General features: G+C 50.1%; 14 protein-coding genes. 9 read left to right on the plus strand and 5 right to left on the minus strand.

All coding sequences use genetic code 11. The features are described 5' to 3' along the window. Positions 1 to 45: 45 nt before the first annotated feature. A complete protein-coding gene (locus CO251_RS08300; RefSeq protein ID WP_103375315.1) occupies positions 46 to 993 on the plus strand; it encodes a phosphoribulokinase in 948 nt (315 codons plus the stop codon). Positions 994 to 1,035: 42 nt separating this feature from the next. On the opposite strand, the gene CO251_RS08305 is transcribed toward CO251_RS08300, so the two are convergent. From CO251_RS08305 to CO251_RS08320, 4 genes are all read right to left on the minus strand, one after another. Beyond that, positions 1,036 to 1,620 (minus strand): class I SAM-dependent methyltransferase, encoded by a 585-nt coding sequence (locus CO251_RS08305; RefSeq protein WP_103375316.1) that lies wholly within the window; start codon positions 1,618 to 1,620, stop codon positions 1,036 to 1,038. Between the two features lie 46 nt (positions 1,621 to 1,666). Further along, positions 1,667 to 1,957, minus strand: coding sequence for an SHOCT domain-containing protein (locus CO251_RS08310; protein ID WP_146039027.1), 291 nt, complete (start codon positions 1,955 to 1,957; stop codon positions 1,667 to 1,669). A 70-nt stretch (positions 1,958 to 2,027) separates the two neighbouring features. Further along, positions 2,028 to 2,723 carry a class I SAM-dependent methyltransferase gene (locus tag CO251_RS08315; protein ID WP_158246244.1) on the minus strand — a complete coding sequence of 232 codons (696 nt, stop codon included), beginning with the start codon at positions 2,721 to 2,723 and terminating at the stop codon, positions 2,028 to 2,030. 117 nt (positions 2,724 to 2,840) lie between these two features. After that, positions 2,841 to 4,463 (minus strand): L,D-transpeptidase family protein, encoded by a 1,623-nt coding sequence (locus tag CO251_RS08320; protein ID WP_103375319.1) that lies wholly within the window; start codon positions 4,461 to 4,463, stop codon positions 2,841 to 2,843. A gap of 847 nt (positions 4,464 to 5,310) precedes the next feature. On the opposite strand from CO251_RS08320, the gene CO251_RS08325 reads away from it, so the two are divergent. From CO251_RS08325 to CO251_RS08335, 3 genes are read left to right on the plus strand one after another with little or no spacing between them, the layout of a single operon-like run. Next, on the plus strand, positions 5,311 to 5,940 hold the full coding sequence (locus CO251_RS08325; protein ID WP_103375320.1) for a cytochrome b N-terminal domain-containing protein: 630 nt from the start codon (positions 5,311 to 5,313) through the stop codon (positions 5,938 to 5,940). Between the two features lie 3 nt (positions 5,941 to 5,943). After that, positions 5,944 to 6,918 carry a cytochrome B6 gene (locus tag CO251_RS08330; RefSeq protein WP_103375321.1) on the plus strand — a complete coding sequence of 325 codons (975 nt, stop codon included), beginning with the start codon at positions 5,944 to 5,946 and terminating at the stop codon, positions 6,916 to 6,918. Continuing rightward, positions 6,905 to 7,108: a hypothetical protein gene (locus CO251_RS08335; protein ID WP_369825239.1), complete on the plus strand. Its 204-nt coding sequence runs from the start codon at positions 6,905 to 6,907 to the stop codon at positions 7,106 to 7,108. Before CO251_RS08330 ends, CO251_RS08335 begins: the two co-directional genes overlap by 14 nt. Before the next feature lie 66 nt (positions 7,109 to 7,174). Here CO251_RS08335 and CO251_RS08340 read toward each other — a convergent pair whose 3' ends face one another. Next, positions 7,175 to 7,618: a dUTP diphosphatase gene (locus CO251_RS08340; protein ID WP_207654650.1), complete on the minus strand. Its 444-nt coding sequence runs from the start codon at positions 7,616 to 7,618 to the stop codon at positions 7,175 to 7,177. Positions 7,619 to 7,857: 239 nt separating this feature from the next. Here CO251_RS08340 and acs point away from each other — a divergent pair, with 239 nt between their 5' ends. From acs to CO251_RS08365, 5 genes are all read left to right on the plus strand, one after another. After that, positions 7,858 to 9,885: an acetate--CoA ligase gene (gene acs, locus CO251_RS08345; RefSeq protein WP_103375323.1), complete on the plus strand. Its 2,028-nt coding sequence runs from the start codon at positions 7,858 to 7,860 to the stop codon at positions 9,883 to 9,885. A 100-nt stretch (positions 9,886 to 9,985) separates the two neighbouring features. After that, on the plus strand, positions 9,986 to 10,579 hold the full coding sequence (locus CO251_RS08350; protein WP_103375324.1) for an acetate uptake transporter family protein: 594 nt from the start codon (positions 9,986 to 9,988) through the stop codon (positions 10,577 to 10,579). 521 nt (positions 10,580 to 11,100) lie between these two features. Then, the gene (locus tag CO251_RS08355) at positions 11,101 to 12,846 is read left to right on the plus strand and encodes a peptide ABC transporter substrate-binding protein (RefSeq protein ID WP_369825240.1); all 1,746 of its coding nucleotides are present in this window, start codon (positions 11,101 to 11,103) and stop codon (positions 12,844 to 12,846) included. Positions 12,847 to 12,923: 77 nt separating this feature from the next. After that, positions 12,924 to 13,481 (plus strand): short-chain dehydrogenase, encoded by a 558-nt coding sequence (locus CO251_RS08360; protein ID WP_103375326.1) that lies wholly within the window; start codon positions 12,924 to 12,926, stop codon positions 13,479 to 13,481. Positions 13,482 to 13,595: 114 nt separating this feature from the next. Beyond that, a complete protein-coding gene (locus CO251_RS08365) occupies positions 13,596 to 15,395 on the plus strand; it encodes a DUF4012 domain-containing protein (protein ID WP_158246245.1) in 1,800 nt (599 codons plus the stop codon). Positions 15,396 to 15,402: the final 7 nt, after the last annotated feature.

Consider the following 15,402-nt stretch of genomic DNA (forward strand, 5'->3'; position numbering starts at 1 on the left):
GAGGAGAGCATAGACGGGTTGTCTGGACAGATAGGAGGGACTAAAATGGTACCAAAACGTCACCGCATTACAATGATTGGCATCGCGGGAGACAGCGGTGCAGGCAAGTCAACTTATGCCACGGCTCTACAAGAATTGCTAGGGCCAGACCGCGTAACGGTTTTGACACTAGATGACTATCATTCATTGGACCGTGATGAGCGTAATGCCATCGGCATTACGGCGTTGAACCCATGGAAGGCGAATAACCTTGGCCTTCTAGTGGATCATGTTTGGGCCTTGAGGCATGGTCGTCCCATTGTCAAACCGACATATGATCACGCGACCGGACGATTTGGCCCCATGGAAGAAATAGTTCCGAAGGATATTATCATTTTGGAAGGTTTGCATACCCTCTACCTGGAGCGTCTCCGCGAAGCCTTGGACCTGCGCATGTATTTTGACACAGACAATGAGTTGCGTGTTCGTTGGAAAGTGCGCCGTGATTCTGGGGCCCGTGGTTATACTCCCCAGGAAGTTTTGGCGGAAATTGAACGGCGACGTCCTGACGTCATGCGCTACATTGAACCGCAGAAAGCGTTTGCAGATCTGGTGATTCACTACATGCCTGACGATTCGCAAGAACCCAGTCCCGAATACCCAGAGCCGGTGCGTGTGGTATTTGCTGAGAGACTACGGCGTAACAAGCGCATTTTGGTTAAATGGTTGGCCTTAGGAGCTCGCCTGGGGTTGGTGCATGCCGAACATGTACATGACATTGTGGAAGGCGAAGAAATGGAAGTAGCGGCACTTTGGGGAACGACTCAGCAAACCGCGTTGCAGTCTTTAGTGGAAATGGTGTCTGACAGTCAGTTGTTTCATGAACACATAACCCGATTGGGGAAGACATTGGATTATGATCCGATTGGTGTTTCGCGGATTTTAGTGGCTAGTATGATTTTGTTGTTGGACCGTAATTTTCGGCACGATGAACAAAGTCTGCGCCAAATGTAAGGCGAAGACCATAGGAACGGTACTACAAAGAAACCCGAAGAGTTACTCTTCGGGTTTCTTTGCGGACATTTGGTACCATGGGCTGGGAGCCGGGATAAACTGGACCTCGCGGAAGTGGTGGGACAGCAGCAAGTGCTCAAGTTCATTCGGTGCAAAACGAATATCAATAGGCGGCCCAAATGCGGTATCCACTTTGTCCCATTCCACTAAAAAGTAGGTACCTCCGGGTTTAAGAATGCGAAGGACTTCATTGAGAATCGCAGGATAATCAGGGAGATCGTGAAGCACGTTGGCCATAAGGACCACATCGACTGAAGCGTCGGCTATAGGAATATCGTGGGCCATGGCTTGAATCGGGGACAAATTTGTTAGCTTGGCTTCTGTCGCGCGCTTAGCAGTCCATTCCAACATATCTTGCTGTCTGTCGATCGCAAATACACGGCCTTGAGGCAATCGCTTGGCCGCAGGGATTGCATAAAAACCCGGTCCACACCCAATATCTGCCATAATTAGGTCGGGCCGGGTCAAAAAGTGATCTAACGTTTCCTCAGGCGGAAAAACTTGCTGGCGGCTAGCCTCCATTTGCGCTAATCGTTCGGGATCGAAATGATGACCATCGTGCGGCAACAAAAAACCTCCCTTAGACTGAATTAGTGAACGCCTAGACCCGGTGTTACCATTTTTGCCAGGTCTGTCGCGATTGATTCAAGCGGCCAATAATCTGATCAAATTCTTCGTGCCCTAGTTCACCCCGGGCATAGCGTTCTTGAGCGATTTCTAGGGGAGTTTGGGTAGGAAGTGATGGTGTCTGGTCCTGAAATATGGACCTTGGGTGCGAATCCCAATAAGACGATTCATCTTGAGGAGCAGACATCCGTCGATAAAATGCTGCACTTGCAGCCAAAACACTCATAGCGATGATAAACGGCGGGAAAACAAAGAATAGCACTGGCATCTTCGTCATCTCCTTGTTATCTCCTCTTATTGTAGCAAAGATCCGCGGAGACAAGATAGAGAATTTTCGCAAGCACTCTTTATAAGAGAAAAGGATTGCTAGGACCGACGTTTTCCAACAGTAGACCTTCGACGAATCCTCCAAGCCATTGCTGCGATGTGAGGAGGGCAAATTGCGGCGATAAAACTTGGACAATCTCGGCGATTGTTGGATGGGACACACAGCATGGTCGCGTGGGCAATCCCGTAAATCGCCGGTAGGTTTCGGACCAATACCAAATACGATGGGCGATACGTGCTAAGAAGGTGTCCCGAGGGCCGTGGGTGAGCAAAATAATACGGCCGCCTGGGCGCGTCAAGCGGGATAGTTCAGATAGCACCACGGGCCATTGCGTGGTTGTTGTTAAGACAAAATCGGTGATGATACGATCAAAACTTTGATCAGGATAGAAAATATGATCCCAATTACCCATAAGCCATTGAATGCGACGTTCTGTGCGGTTGCGCGTTAAGGCTTCGGCTTGGTGTAGCAGTTCGAAGGAATTGTCAACACCGACCAATTCGGTATGCACTGAAATGGTCGAGGCGATTTTCCGTGTTAACGCGCCTCGTCCACATCCTAAGTGCAAGATATTCTCCGCGCTGTCCGCCTCGAGATGAGACAGAGCCCATTGCTGCCATGGGAAAACAGGCGGCGGCTCAGTTTTGCCTGTCTTATGGATGCTATGATAAGCTTGTTCCTTGGCAATGCCTGGCATCTTCATCACCTGCTCCATTCCCACTTCTCTCATTCCTATTTACACAAAAATTGTGTAACCAAACCACGACCAGATGGGGTAAAAAGGATGGTCCATCTGGTCGTGAATGAACGGAATAGTTATGGGAATTAGCGATTAGGATGCAGATTTCGTGGGGGGAGCAACCGTAACGAGGGTACCGTAGTGCATATAAGGCCACACACGTGCGGCGACCGGAATAGGCAGTTCCACGCAACCTAGACTTTGAGGAAATCCATAGGAGGCACGGGGAAATCCGTGAACAGCGTCGCCGCCTTTAAAATAATTGATGTAAGGCACCCCGGGGTCATAATATTTAACGCCAAACGGGTTAACGCCCTGCATGGTTTGGGAACGATACCGCAGATAGACGGGGTAGGTTCCAAGGTACGTGGGCGACTGTGGAATTCCGGTGTTAGCGAGGGTCTTGAGAATAATTTGTCCATTGTGCCATAGTGTGAGAGTTTCGGGAAGATTTTCGGACACGTAGGCATAGGTGTATCCATCAGGATTCGTTTGGTCCGCAAGATCGGCATTGATTAGAGCCTTCCATACGGCAGGTCCTGCTACACCATCTGTGGGCATGCCTTCTACGCGTTCAAAATTCATCACAGCTCCTTTAACCATGACGTTATATTGGCCAGGAACCCATAGGCTTTGGAGCGCGGCTGGAGTTTGGGCATACTCCCATTGAAATTGACCCGAAGGCGCCGTTTCCATCGCGGCAATTTGCGCGGGTAGGGTTGGAGCCACGGGGGTAGAAGGAATCCACTTCAAAGGAAGATATCCGAGTTTGGCTAGAAGTTCTTGAAGACGCAAAGTCGAGCCAGGGGCGGTAGCCCAGTTGACGGATAACGTCTTTGGGAAATAGGCGCCGTCCGTGGCAATATAGCCGTTCTTGCCGCCGGGCAACGTCACATTAATGACGGCATTAGGACCGTATCCCCAAGTTGATGAATTCGGAATGAATTCTTCCGTTTGGTTGTTTTTCCAAATCCAATGGCCCGGAATGGACGGACTAAGCCGTGGCGTGATGCGTGGATTCGCAATGGGCTGAGAAAATGAGAGGAGTAACGGAGTGTACAAGCCAATCGGATGATACACCGACGGGGATGTTGTGACTTTGAGCCACCCCGGCGTACGCCAGCTAAGAGTTTTGGGCATGGAAACACTTTCCCAAGCGCGGGCTTGGGTTTCTACAGTCAGGGTGCCTTGTTGTCCTGGCACAGTGCCCAAACTATTAATGGAATAGACCTGTTGTGGAACCGGTGCGGTGACCTCGCTTATCCGGCCGCTTGCCATAATGCGGATGGACGATGCCGGGGCCGAAAGAGATAACGACAAGGGTTTGCCCGGGGATACAATTAAGTGATTGGATGCGAGAATGGGATCTGTTGGAGTCGTGACCGTATGAGTAACGGTTACGGGACCAAATGGCCACCAACTAGGACCTTGCACCGCAATTCGCACGTCATAGACCGAGCCGGCGTGCAAGGAGCGTGAGGGCCACAATTGGCCATTTTTAATAACCAGAGGAATGGCCTGCCCGTGCGCGTTGACAGCGTCGGCCATTAGGACATGTCCTGTAACGGTAATGCGAGCTAAAGCGCGAGAACTCGCGCCAAAGGAGACTCGGGGCCAGATGGCATAGGCTGCGAGTCCGGCCGCAAGAAATGGCAACGGCCAGAGATATGTTCCCCAGCGGTGCGGTCTATGTTTACCACTACGCGTTTCCAACAAAGGAAATCACCTACCATTCATATACAATCCCATCCATACAATCTTCTACTTAGAGTAACGCAAGGCATCCTTCAATGGTTACAATCCTGCTAGCAAATTTACCGCATTTTGGCCGACTGGAATACACAAAAGACGATAAGGTTCGACAAGTGGCGGTCTAGAAGCAAAAGCGAGATGGGGCGGAGAGCTATTGGGTTTCTTTTCACATAAAGGTTCCTATTCTTTAGTGACTCTTCCTGTGAAAAGTGCAAACGTTGTAGTGCATTGCCGCAGGACTTCCCGGCCGATTGCCACGGTGCTTCGTAGTTCTTTTGGGATGGACCTCTAGTGGGAGTCTGTAAACCTGCGAGCCTGCAAGGTCCTTAACCATCCTAGGGACCTACAGATCAGGTGAAGAGCCACCGCCAGACGGAAAAAAACCCGGAACGTTCGCACGGTGCAGAGCGGGGAGGTGAAAAAACACCGAGGGAAAATGCTAGACTCGGTAGTACGAAAGGTCCAAAGACTAGGGCCAAATGGCCCCGAAGACTGTGATCCGGTAGTCCCTGGAAATGGGACCCCCTGCCTCTCTTGCACGAGGCCATAACCCGCTACACTAAAGATGCACAGCAAGGGGTTTTTAGAAGAACGGCCAGAAATACCCGTTCTTGTGAATTCAAAACAATAGAGCGGGGTACCCTACGCTGGAGATAAAGGAAGGTGAGAACATGACCACTCAGACAGGCAACTATATTGTGGAAATACTGTTTCTCGTGACGTTTGTCGTCGGGCTCTTATGGCCCAGTAAGCACCACTAAGCAGCAACAAACGGTGCGCACGTAGTAGCGACACAGGGAGGGAATGAATTATGGCGAACTGGACAACGGCGTCTCGTAAAGCGCTGGCGGAAGTGATGTCAGTCGATACATGGCTGCCAGAAACGATGCCCGAGTACGCGCAGGGTTTTATGTATATGTTAGGGTCTCTCACGGCCTCCAGTTTTGTGGCACTCATTATTTCGGGGGTGGTGCTGGCAGCCAATGGTCCGGCCAGCTGGTCTTATAACGGGGCCGACCGCTTTGCAGCAGCGGTGCATTTTTGGTCCGTGCAAGCATTTTTCTTCTTTATGATGTTGCATTTGTGGCGAGTGTTCTTTACCGGAGCGTGGCGGGGTGGACGCAAGGAAACATGGTTGCTCGGGGCGTTAGCTCTTCTTATCGCTATTCCTACCGCATTTACGGGATTTTTGATTAACGGAGACTTTTATTCTCAGTGGAATGCCGTGCAAGCTAAAGATGGTTTGAACGCTTTAGGGTTAGCGTGGGTCAATTTGCCCAATGCTGGGCAAATGTTTGGTATGCATGTGGTGGTTTTGCCATTAACCTTGAGCGTTATTATCTTTGGACACATCGTGAGAGTGCGGATCAAGGGTGTTGTACCGCCGTATCCCATCAAACACGAGGCGTCTGTTTCAGCGGTCTCAAAGGAGGGGCAATAAGTCATGGCGACACGAGCGCAAGATGATATGGTGACGAATTACCGCTACGTCCCAGAAGACTTTATGAAGCATTTAATGGGGACTCTAGCCATTGTCTCAGTCCTTGTCTTGGTATTGGCGGGCTTGTTTGGGGTGCCGGAGAAACCACCTCTGACCATTCAGAAGGATGCGATTCAAAATCCTGTGGCGTTTGAAGCGATGACCACGCGCGACCTTAATGGGCAAGGTCGTATGGCCAGTTATGGACCGCCTTACAACAATGGAACCGGGAACTTGGAGTTTGTTTTTCAGAAGTGGGTAGGAATTCTTCACCCGCTTAATGCGGAAAACGACTTTATTCTAAAGCCGCTGCGCATGGCGGCCACCGTCAATCCCTCTATCACGCCTGCTTTGAATCAGTTTGAAAGCGCGTCACGGGCACAGCAGATTCTTTGGGCCAACAATTATGAAAATGCCTTGGCTAAAGGCACCGTTAAGAATGGTGTGGTTGTGGTTCCGCCGGGCAATTACGGACCAGTGCAAGCGTTGATGAATGACACCTTGAAGCTGGGTGAGAGTGGTCTAATGTCTGGGGCCTTAATCCGGAATCCCAACGTCGTCACACGTTTTGATAATCAAAATTACGAGTTGTTTCTTGAGGGGCAACCCCTTCACAGCGCGGCGGCCCCATTGAACCTCAAAGGCACGCAGTGGGGTATTGAACACTCCGCGGTGCCCGGATATCCAGCCGCTTGGTGGATGACCATTCCGACATGGATTTACCAGTGGCCGTTCGTCGCCAATTCGCCTGCTAACGATGCAATTGCATTAAGCATTGGCTTCCTGTTCTGGTTGGCATTGGCTTTGACCCCTTGGATTCCAGGCTGGAACAAGGTTCCTCGTTACCTTGGGGTCTATAAGCTGGTTTGGAAAGACTTCTACTATCGTCAAACACACACGTCTCCCAGCAAAGGAGATGAGACGCGTGGAGTCTCTTAAAAAGAGCGTGAGTTTCCTTCGCATGGCTGGCGGGAGCGTGTTAGGAATCGCTGGATTCGGCACCATTAGTACGGGGATTTTACCCTTCCGCGGCGAGCACGTGTTATTAGGCCTTGGCGAGGTGGCTGTTGGTACCGTCCTAGCGCTTGGGGTTCTTACCCCGCTGCGGACTGGACACCATCCTTCATAAAGGATTGGACATAGAATTCCCAAGAAGCCCCTGACTATTCTGTCAGGGGCTTCTCTTGTTTGAACGTTAGTAAGTAGTGCTGCCGAAGCCTCCTGTGCGGGTTGCTTGGGCCGCGTCATCATCTGTTACACCAAACCTTACAAATATGCCTTGAGCAATGCGGTCACCGCGTTCAATTATGACCGGCTCTTGACCGTTGTTGGTGAGAGGAATGAAAATATGGCCCTCGTTGTCGGGGTTGTCCACATAATCTCGGTCAATGACGCCCACTTGATTGGTGAGAACGCAATGTTTTTTGATAGCCCATGAACTTCGAATGACGATAAGAAGCACTTCGCCGGGAGGCATGTATGCCTTAAGCCCCGTGGGCACTAGAGCTGTTTGGCCGGGCGTTAACTCGATTCGCGCGGCAGATGCCAGGTCATAGCCAGCCGAATCTTGGGTATGACGGACAGGGAGGGAAAGCCCTTGGTCTTGGTAGTCGGATACAAAGGCAAAATAACGGATCACGGTTAAGCTCCTTTTACAAATGATGGAATGTGCTGGGTATGAACTAACACCGAAAATTAAGCCCCATCACTCCGTATGATAGTCAATTGCGGCCTGTGATGAAAGTCATAGAAAATAATGCAAAAAAATAGCGATGAAATGTGGAATAACTAGTATACTGACAAAGGAAGGAAGAATATTGGGATTATTACTGAATATTCTTAGAAAGTAAAGGTTCCGCTTTGAGAGGAGACTGTTCTATGGCGGATGACAACACAAGAATTTCCGAGACAGAAATCGCTGTACACTGGCATGAGGAAGAGTATTATTCTCCGCCAGAAAGCTTTATTCAGCAAGCAAACTTTCGCGACGCCGATGCTTTAAGGAAGTTTGAATTAGACAATTTTCCTGATTATTTCGCGGAATATGGCCATCTTTTGCAGTGGGACCGTCCGTGGGATCAGGTCTTTGATGGGAGCAACCCGCCCTTTTGGAAGTGGTTTGTGGGCGGTAAACTGAATGCGTCTGTCAATTGTATTGACAGACATTTGGCTAAAAATCGCAATAAGACGGCCTTTTACTTTATCCCGGAGCGCCCGGAAGAGCCTAAACAAGTGGTAACGTATCAGGATCTATTTGTGCGGGTCAATGAGTTTGCGGCGTTGTTGCGTGATTTAGGTGTCAAGCAAGGAGACCGCGTGACCATCCATTTGCCAATGGTTGTTGAACTTCCTGTGGCGATGTTGGCTTGCGCTCGGTTGGGAGCCATTCATTCGGTCGTGTTTGGCGGCTTTAGCGGGCAGGCATGTGCTGACCGCATTGTGGATTCCGAGAGCGATGTTTTAATCACGATGGATGGGTATTATCGGGGTGGCAAGTGGCTAAGTCACAAAGACAAAGCGGACATTGCTGTCGACAAGGCTAAAGAAGCGGGGCATATTGTTAAGCATGTATTAGTCTTCGAGCGGCATTCCGGAACTTACACGAGTAACGCCCCGCTTGTTGCCGGTCGAGATATCTTAGTTAATGATGTTATCCAGCAATACCGCGGACGTCGTGTAGAGCCTGTTTCGATGCGGGCTGAAGACCCCTTGTTTTTAATGTACACGAGTGGGTCGACGGGTAAGCCCAAGGGTGTGCAACATTCGACAGGGGGCTACCTCTCCTATGCGACGGCCACGAGTAAGAACATTTTGGACATTCAGCCCGAAGATGTCTATTGGTGCATGGCTGACATTGGCTGGATTACGGGTCATTCGTATATTGTCTATGGTCCCTTATCACTAGGCGCGTCTTCCGTCATATATGAAGGGGTGCCATCTTACCCTGATGCCAATCGTCCCTTTGCGATTGCGGAGGAATTAGGAGTGAACATTTTTCATACATCTCCTACCGCGATTCGAAGTCTACGGATGGCGCAGAATATCGCTCCCCAAAACTACCAGTACCACTTTAAGCTCATGGTGACCGTGGGAGAGCCCATTGAACCCGATGTGTGGCGTTGGTATTACCATGTCATCGGACGCGATGAAGCCGTGATTGTCGATACATGGTGGCAGACCGAAACGGGAGGATTTTTATGTAGCACGGTACCGGCTCTCGATAAAATGAAACCCGGAAGTGCGGGCCCGGGTATTCCCGGAATTCATCCTGTCATTTACGACGATGAAGGACATGAAATTGCTGCGGGCTCTGGACGAGGGGGGAATATTTGTATTCGAAACCCATGGCCTGGGGCTTTGCAGACCATTTGGAAGGACCCTAACCGCTTTGTCTCGACCTATTACGGGAAGTATTGTAAGAATCCCGAGAGTAAAGATTGGCACGACTGGCCGTATATGGCCGGAGATGGCGCAATGTTGGCCTCTGATGGGTATTTTCGCATCCTGGGACGCATCGATGATGTGATTAACGTAGCAGGACACCGCCTGGGCACGAAAGAAATTGAGTCGGCGGTCCTTAAGCTGGATGATGTCGCGGAGGCTGCAGTCATTGCGGCACACGACGACATGAAAGGCACCGTTCCGGAATTGTATGTGTCTTTACAACCTGGGGTGGTTCCGTCAGACGAGCTGAGCGCGCGCATTGTCGCTGCGATTGTTACGGAAATTGGGCCAATTGCCCGTCCGCGCAAGGTGTGGATTGTTCCAGATTTGCCGAAGACCCGTTCAGGAAAGATCATGCGCAGAATTCTTGCGTCCATCTCGAACAATAAAGAGATTGGGGATGTGACGACTCTGGCGAATCCAGAGGTTGTGGATACGATTCACCAGATGGTCCGTCCTTAATTGACGGGTCTATGACCCGAAAAGGTGCAGGCCATTGGTCTGCACCGCACGTCATCTTGACAGACACAAAGCTCCTACACATGATTGGAGGTTGGATGACATGACTGGGAAATTGGCCAATCCTGGCCCGCTGGGGCTGGCAGGATTCGCATTTACTACGTGGATGTTAAGCATGATCAATGCGGGGTGGTTTAACGCCCATGCGATGGGAATGATTATCGCGCTGGCAATGGCATTTGGGGGCACCGCGCAGTTGGTGGCGGGGATTTTGGAATACCCGCGCGGCAATACGTTTGGCACTGTGGCGTTTTTCTCATACGGAGCGTTCTGGTGGTCTTTTGCCTTGTTTGCTCATTATTTTGGCGCTCAAGTGCCTGCGGCGTTTGTCGGATGGTACCTTTTTATGTGGGGTGTCTTTACCTTTTACATGTGGATTGCCACGTTTCGAGCCAATCGGGCTTTGCAATTGGTTTTTCTCTTCTTATGGATTACTTTTATCGTCTTAGCCATTGGAGCGTGGACTACGGTCGGTATTACCGAGATCGGTGGCTACTTAGGCATGATAACCGCGATCTTAGCGTTTTATGCATCGGCAGCGGATGTCATTAATCCTGCATTTGGCCGTGATGTTCTTCCCTTACACGCATATAATGCCTCACCAAACCCAACGAAACCCCGTCGTAACGCGGGCTGATATTATCTTTCATTCTTTAAATAGGGCGGTCTGCTTTACAGCAGACCGTTTTTTTTCGTGGCGTGTGCTCGGTAACCATCATGAACAGAGAGCTCTATTTGAGCATTGAGGGCGGGAGACGGCCTTGGAGCCAGTGGGTTTGGCTTCGTATCTGATAGCAGTGACTTTCGGGCCGCAAGACAACAGTCCACCCAAGATGCCGTACGCTACGGAAAAGACCGTCGTGGTGGCGGGGAAAACCATCAGCGCGAAGCTTCAGCCACCGCCAGCATATGCTTCAAGCTTGTCTTTTGAGATGTATAACCATGCATTAACGGCTTCCAAAGGCATCCGGTGTCATAAGGGGCGTATCCCGCGCTTTTTACGACCTAAATCTCTTTGGATTTGGTCATTTTTGGCACGCTGGACCGACACATCCTGTTTTAAGCGATACACGAACACACGAACTGGTGTGCTTGCCCATTGACGCATTTCGCTTATAGCGTATAATTATGCAACAGTGTCTATAGAAAGTGGAGGGTATGATGACGCGTACACGATGGAATCTGTTAGGGACAAGCACGTTGCTGAGTTTAAGTTTAGGCCTTAGTGGGTGTGGAGCGAATTCCACGGGAGCGACGACCGCCCATGCTCAACCAATGCATGGAGGAACCGCTGTTATTGCATTGCCAGTGCAGACTTCGCCCAATTGGTTTTTTCCAGTGATGTCATTAACGGCGGATTCGGTGGTGAATTTTCAGGTCGATGAAATGATGTATAAGCCGTTATTGCACATTTCGCGTCATGATACCGTAAATTATGCGCGGTCGCTTGCATCATCGGTCACGTGGAATGCTGCAGGAACCCGCTATGTTGTTACATTGAACAAAAAATGGCATTGGTCTAATGGACAACCGGTGACAGCACAAGACGTGGTTTTTACGTATAACATCATGAAGGCATCCAGTTCAGGGGCCTCTAGCCTGCCGTGGGCATTTGCTGGAGAGGGCTTTGGGGGCTTTCCCACGCTATGGAAGAGCGTCGTAGCGCAAGGACCGTATCAGGTCGTGATTACGTTAAATGCGCCCAAGAACCAGCAATGGTTCTTGCGCAACGGGATTAATCAACTTATTCCTGTGCCTGAACAGGTGTGGAACAAATATCCTGATAATATGACCCAAGAACTGAAGTTTATCAACAGCGTTGCGAATTCTCCGCTATCTTCCGTATATCGTGTGGTGGATGGGCCTTACAAATTTAACAGCTATTCGCCGAACAACTACTGGTCTTTTGTTCCTAATCCGGGGTATGATGGGCACCGTTCATTATTAGATAAGGTGACGTTTCAATATGAAACATCCTCTGCCAGTGAGTTTGATGCTCTCAAAACAGGGACGGTTAATGTAGGCTATCTTCCTCCGTCTTTGCTGAAAGTTCGCAGTGAGCTGACCCACGATGTTTTTTCCGTGGCCTATTCTTTTGGCTTTAATTACCTTGTAGATAACTTTAGCTTGAAGGCACCGGACGGCATTGGCAAAGCCTTTAACTCGTTGGTGGTACGGCAGGCTTTGCAAATGGGTGTGGACCAAAATGGGATTATTCAGCATCTCTATGAAGGATATGGCGTCGTGGATGACACGACGGTAGCGCCGCAACCCTCCACGGCGTTCTTTGACCCGGCTTTGGCTAAAAATCCCTATCCCTTTAATCCACAAGCCGGGAAAGACTTACTTCTTAAGCACGGCTGGCATTTGGTGCATGGCGTGATGACAAAAAACGGGATTCCTTTGAGTTTTACGCTGGACTATGCATCAGGCAGCCAGACGGCAACGGATATGGTGCAGTTGCTCAAGAGCGACTGGGCGCTGGAAGGAATTCATGTGACATTGGTGTCACAGCCCTTTGATACCGTAATCAGTGACAGCCCGAGTAATGCATCGCAGTGGGCGATGGTCGATTGGAACGGGGGATGGACGTACGGAACGGATCCGTATCCAACCGGTGGAGGGCTATTTGCCACCAACGGAGCCGAAAACTCTGGCTCCTACAACAGTCAAACCATGAATCAGTTGATTGCGGCGTCTTATCAACCAGGCAGTACCAAACAGGTGCTCAAAGCTTTGTATGCATATGAAATGTATGCCGCAAAGCAATTGCCTGCCGTTTTTGTACCATGGATCCCGAATTTTAACGAACATTCCCTCTCCATCCATGGCACGGTGAAAACATTTGACCCGGTGGGTGACGTATTGTCTCCGAACTATTGGTGGATATCCACATCTCAATGAAAACCTCACGATCTTCTGCTATGCTGTTGATAAGAATCCAGAACCGGCGGCGCCGGAAATGGAGGGAGACAGCAGGCGTGAAGCAAGCGTTGGTTTTAGGGGGGACAGGTATGTTGGCCGGGTTAATCCCGGCCTTGATCGACCGGGGTTATTGGGTGACAGTGATCGCTCGCGATGCAACCCGTTTGTCGGCTTTGGGCACGGCCATGGCACCGAAACCACCCACTATTACGCCCTTGGCCTTGGATTATCACGACGGGAATAAGTTGCATAAGTGGGTGGCGCATGTGCAACTGATGCAAGGGCCACTGGATCTTGTGGTAGCATGGGTACACGAACCACGGGATGAGGTGTTGCGCATTGTCGGTGAGGAAGTTTTGGCCTATCGCCATGATGCTTGGCGCCTCATTGATGTGCGAGGTATTCAAAGCCGTCTTGAGAGTCCAAAAGACATTCTTCCTAAGACCTGTCAATATCAACGGGTGCAATTGGGATACGTTCAAATACCTGAGGGATACCGGTGGTTGACGCATGCGGAAATCGTTGAGGGCGTCTTAAAAACCGTTGACAATCCCCAATCTCCCGTGACAATGGTAGGGTTAACGACCCTTCCTATCCCTTTAGAATTATGTTGACGGTTTTCGTGAGCAAGGGCTATCCGTCCTTGCTCCTTGTCATGCGCTCTGCCCGACGGGGCTGTCGGGTTAAAATGAATGGTCAGGCTTACGCGAGAGGAGGCGGCATCGGGGATGGCTAATACATCAGAAACTCCTCGGCGCGGATGGCGCATTAGGTGGGTCCGGGTCATAGGGATTCTGGTGAGCCTGGGCATTGTTATTCCCGGGCTTGTGATGGTTTGGGGATATTTTAGTTTGAAGTCTGACGCTAAAGTGCTTAAACGAGAGCTTCATGCTAAGCAATATGTTGCGTTGGGGTTGGAAACCAGCAAGCTATCGGCAACGATTGGATTGATGCATGATGCACTCTACTTAACAGCGTGGGTTGATGCTATTCCCATAGCACGAGGGTATTGGTTGAACGGTATGACCTTGTTGGGAGCGGGTCATGATTATCTGTATGGAATGCGGCAAGGTTTGGATCCAATTCTTACGGTATTAAACCAAAAACACCTCTCGCCAGGTCAACGCGCACCATTGTTGAATCAAGCGGTGACCCAAGCGGGTTTAAATATGCAGAAAGAAACGCCGACATTCATGCGCGCTAATGCGGCACTACAACGCCTCAGTGCTCAGGATATCCCTCCCGCATTGATTCGTAAGGGGCTCGATATTCCTGCTATTCAAGCCATAAGTCAGACGTTTGTCAGCATTTTGCCAATGATGACCGGCCCCCATCCCGTATTTGCCAAGTTAATAGGGTTCCCACACGCGGTACGGTACTTTTTAGTATTTCAAAACAGCGGGGAGCTTCGGGCTACGGGTGGTTTTATGACCGCCTACGCATACGTACCGTTCCATGATGGGAAATTAGGGAAAATTACCTCACAAAACATTCAAGAACTAGATTCGCAAGTCACCTATCATCCCCCGGCTCCCACGGTTATTGGAGCATATTTGCCTGTCACGTATTGGCATCTGCGTGATGCCAATACATCCCCGGATGTCCCGCGCACGGTTGACAACATTGAACGGTTTTATCGTTCGATTCCTGGTGCGCCTGCTATTAATGGTGGCATGATTTTTATCGACACATGGTTTGTTGATGATCTTATTCGTGATGTCGGAGGGCTGAATGTGCCCACCGTAGCGGGCAAGACCATCCACTTGACGGCAAGCAATGCCAACTACGAAATGGAATACATGGCGGAAGGTATGGGGCTGCCGGCCAATCTACGAAAACTCTTTATTGGCACCATGATGAAAGAACTGATGCATAAGGTGTTTCATGGTCACGTCTCCGAACTTCTGAAAGTCGGTGAAACGTTCTACCAAGCATTAAACGACAAACAGGTTCTTTTATATTTCGATAACAAAGATGCCGAAGCCTTGGCGGCACGGTATCACTGGGCAGGTATTATTCCCCAAAAGGTCGATGGAAATTATTTACAAGTCGTGGATGAAAACTTGTTAGGACATAAGGATAACTACTATGTGCGCGAGTCCTACGTTGCGGACATTAAGCGGCGTCATGGCCAGTACGTGGAAACCGTTACGATTCATTGGATAGATCCGGCCATTGTGAACTGGTGGCTGACGGTTCCATATCATTCCTGGGTAAGGGTCTATGCTCCATATGGCTCTCAGTTTGTGTCGATGACCGGCATCGATAGCTATGCGCAAGTGACCAATGAGAAAAGTCTCAACAAAACAGTTTTTGGGGGACATGTAGATTTGCCTGGCCGATTTCTTCAGTCACAGCCGCCGTCGAAGGGCACCGTTGTGGTCACATTCACGTTGCCAAAGGGCGTCAATGTGAAGCGTATGTTGGTGCAAAAGCAGCCAGGGATGCTTGATGAACCGGTGCGTGTCACCGTCAACGGAGTGACGCGCCATTTCATGTTAGCCAACAATCAATGGCTCACCTTTTAAGGTAAAG

The sequence above is a fragment of the Sulfobacillus sp. hq2 genome, from assembly GCF_002903155.1.
Classification (GTDB): domain Bacteria; phylum Bacillota; class Sulfobacillia; order Sulfobacillales; family Sulfobacillaceae; genus Sulfobacillus; species Sulfobacillus thermotolerans.

Excerpts from the sequence above, each read along its gene's own strand:
- CO251_RS08300 (WP_103375315.1), top strand. The coding sequence starts at position 46 with ATGGTACCAAAACGTCACCGCATTACAATGATTGGCATCGCGGGAGAC.
- CO251_RS08310 (WP_146039027.1), bottom strand. The coding sequence starts at position 1,957 with ATGACGAAGATGCCAGTGCTATTCTTTGTTTTCCCGCCGTTTATCATC.
- CO251_RS08315 (WP_158246244.1), bottom strand. The coding sequence starts at position 2,723 with ATGGAGCAGGTGATGAAGATGCCAGGCATTGCCAAGGAACAAGCTTAT.
- CO251_RS08325 (WP_103375320.1), top strand. The coding sequence starts at position 5,311 with ATGGCGAACTGGACAACGGCGTCTCGTAAAGCGCTGGCGGAAGTGATG.
- CO251_RS08330 (WP_103375321.1), top strand. The coding sequence starts at position 5,944 with ATGGCGACACGAGCGCAAGATGATATGGTGACGAATTACCGCTACGTC.
- acs (WP_103375323.1), top strand. The coding sequence starts at position 7,858 with ATGGCGGATGACAACACAAGAATTTCCGAGACAGAAATCGCTGTACAC.
- CO251_RS08350 (WP_103375324.1), top strand. The coding sequence starts at position 9,986 with ATGACTGGGAAATTGGCCAATCCTGGCCCGCTGGGGCTGGCAGGATTC.
- CO251_RS08355 (WP_369825240.1), top strand. The coding sequence starts at position 11,101 with ATGATGACGCGTACACGATGGAATCTGTTAGGGACAAGCACGTTGCTG.
- CO251_RS08365 (WP_158246245.1), top strand. The coding sequence starts at position 13,596 with ATGGCTAATACATCAGAAACTCCTCGGCGCGGATGGCGCATTAGGTGG.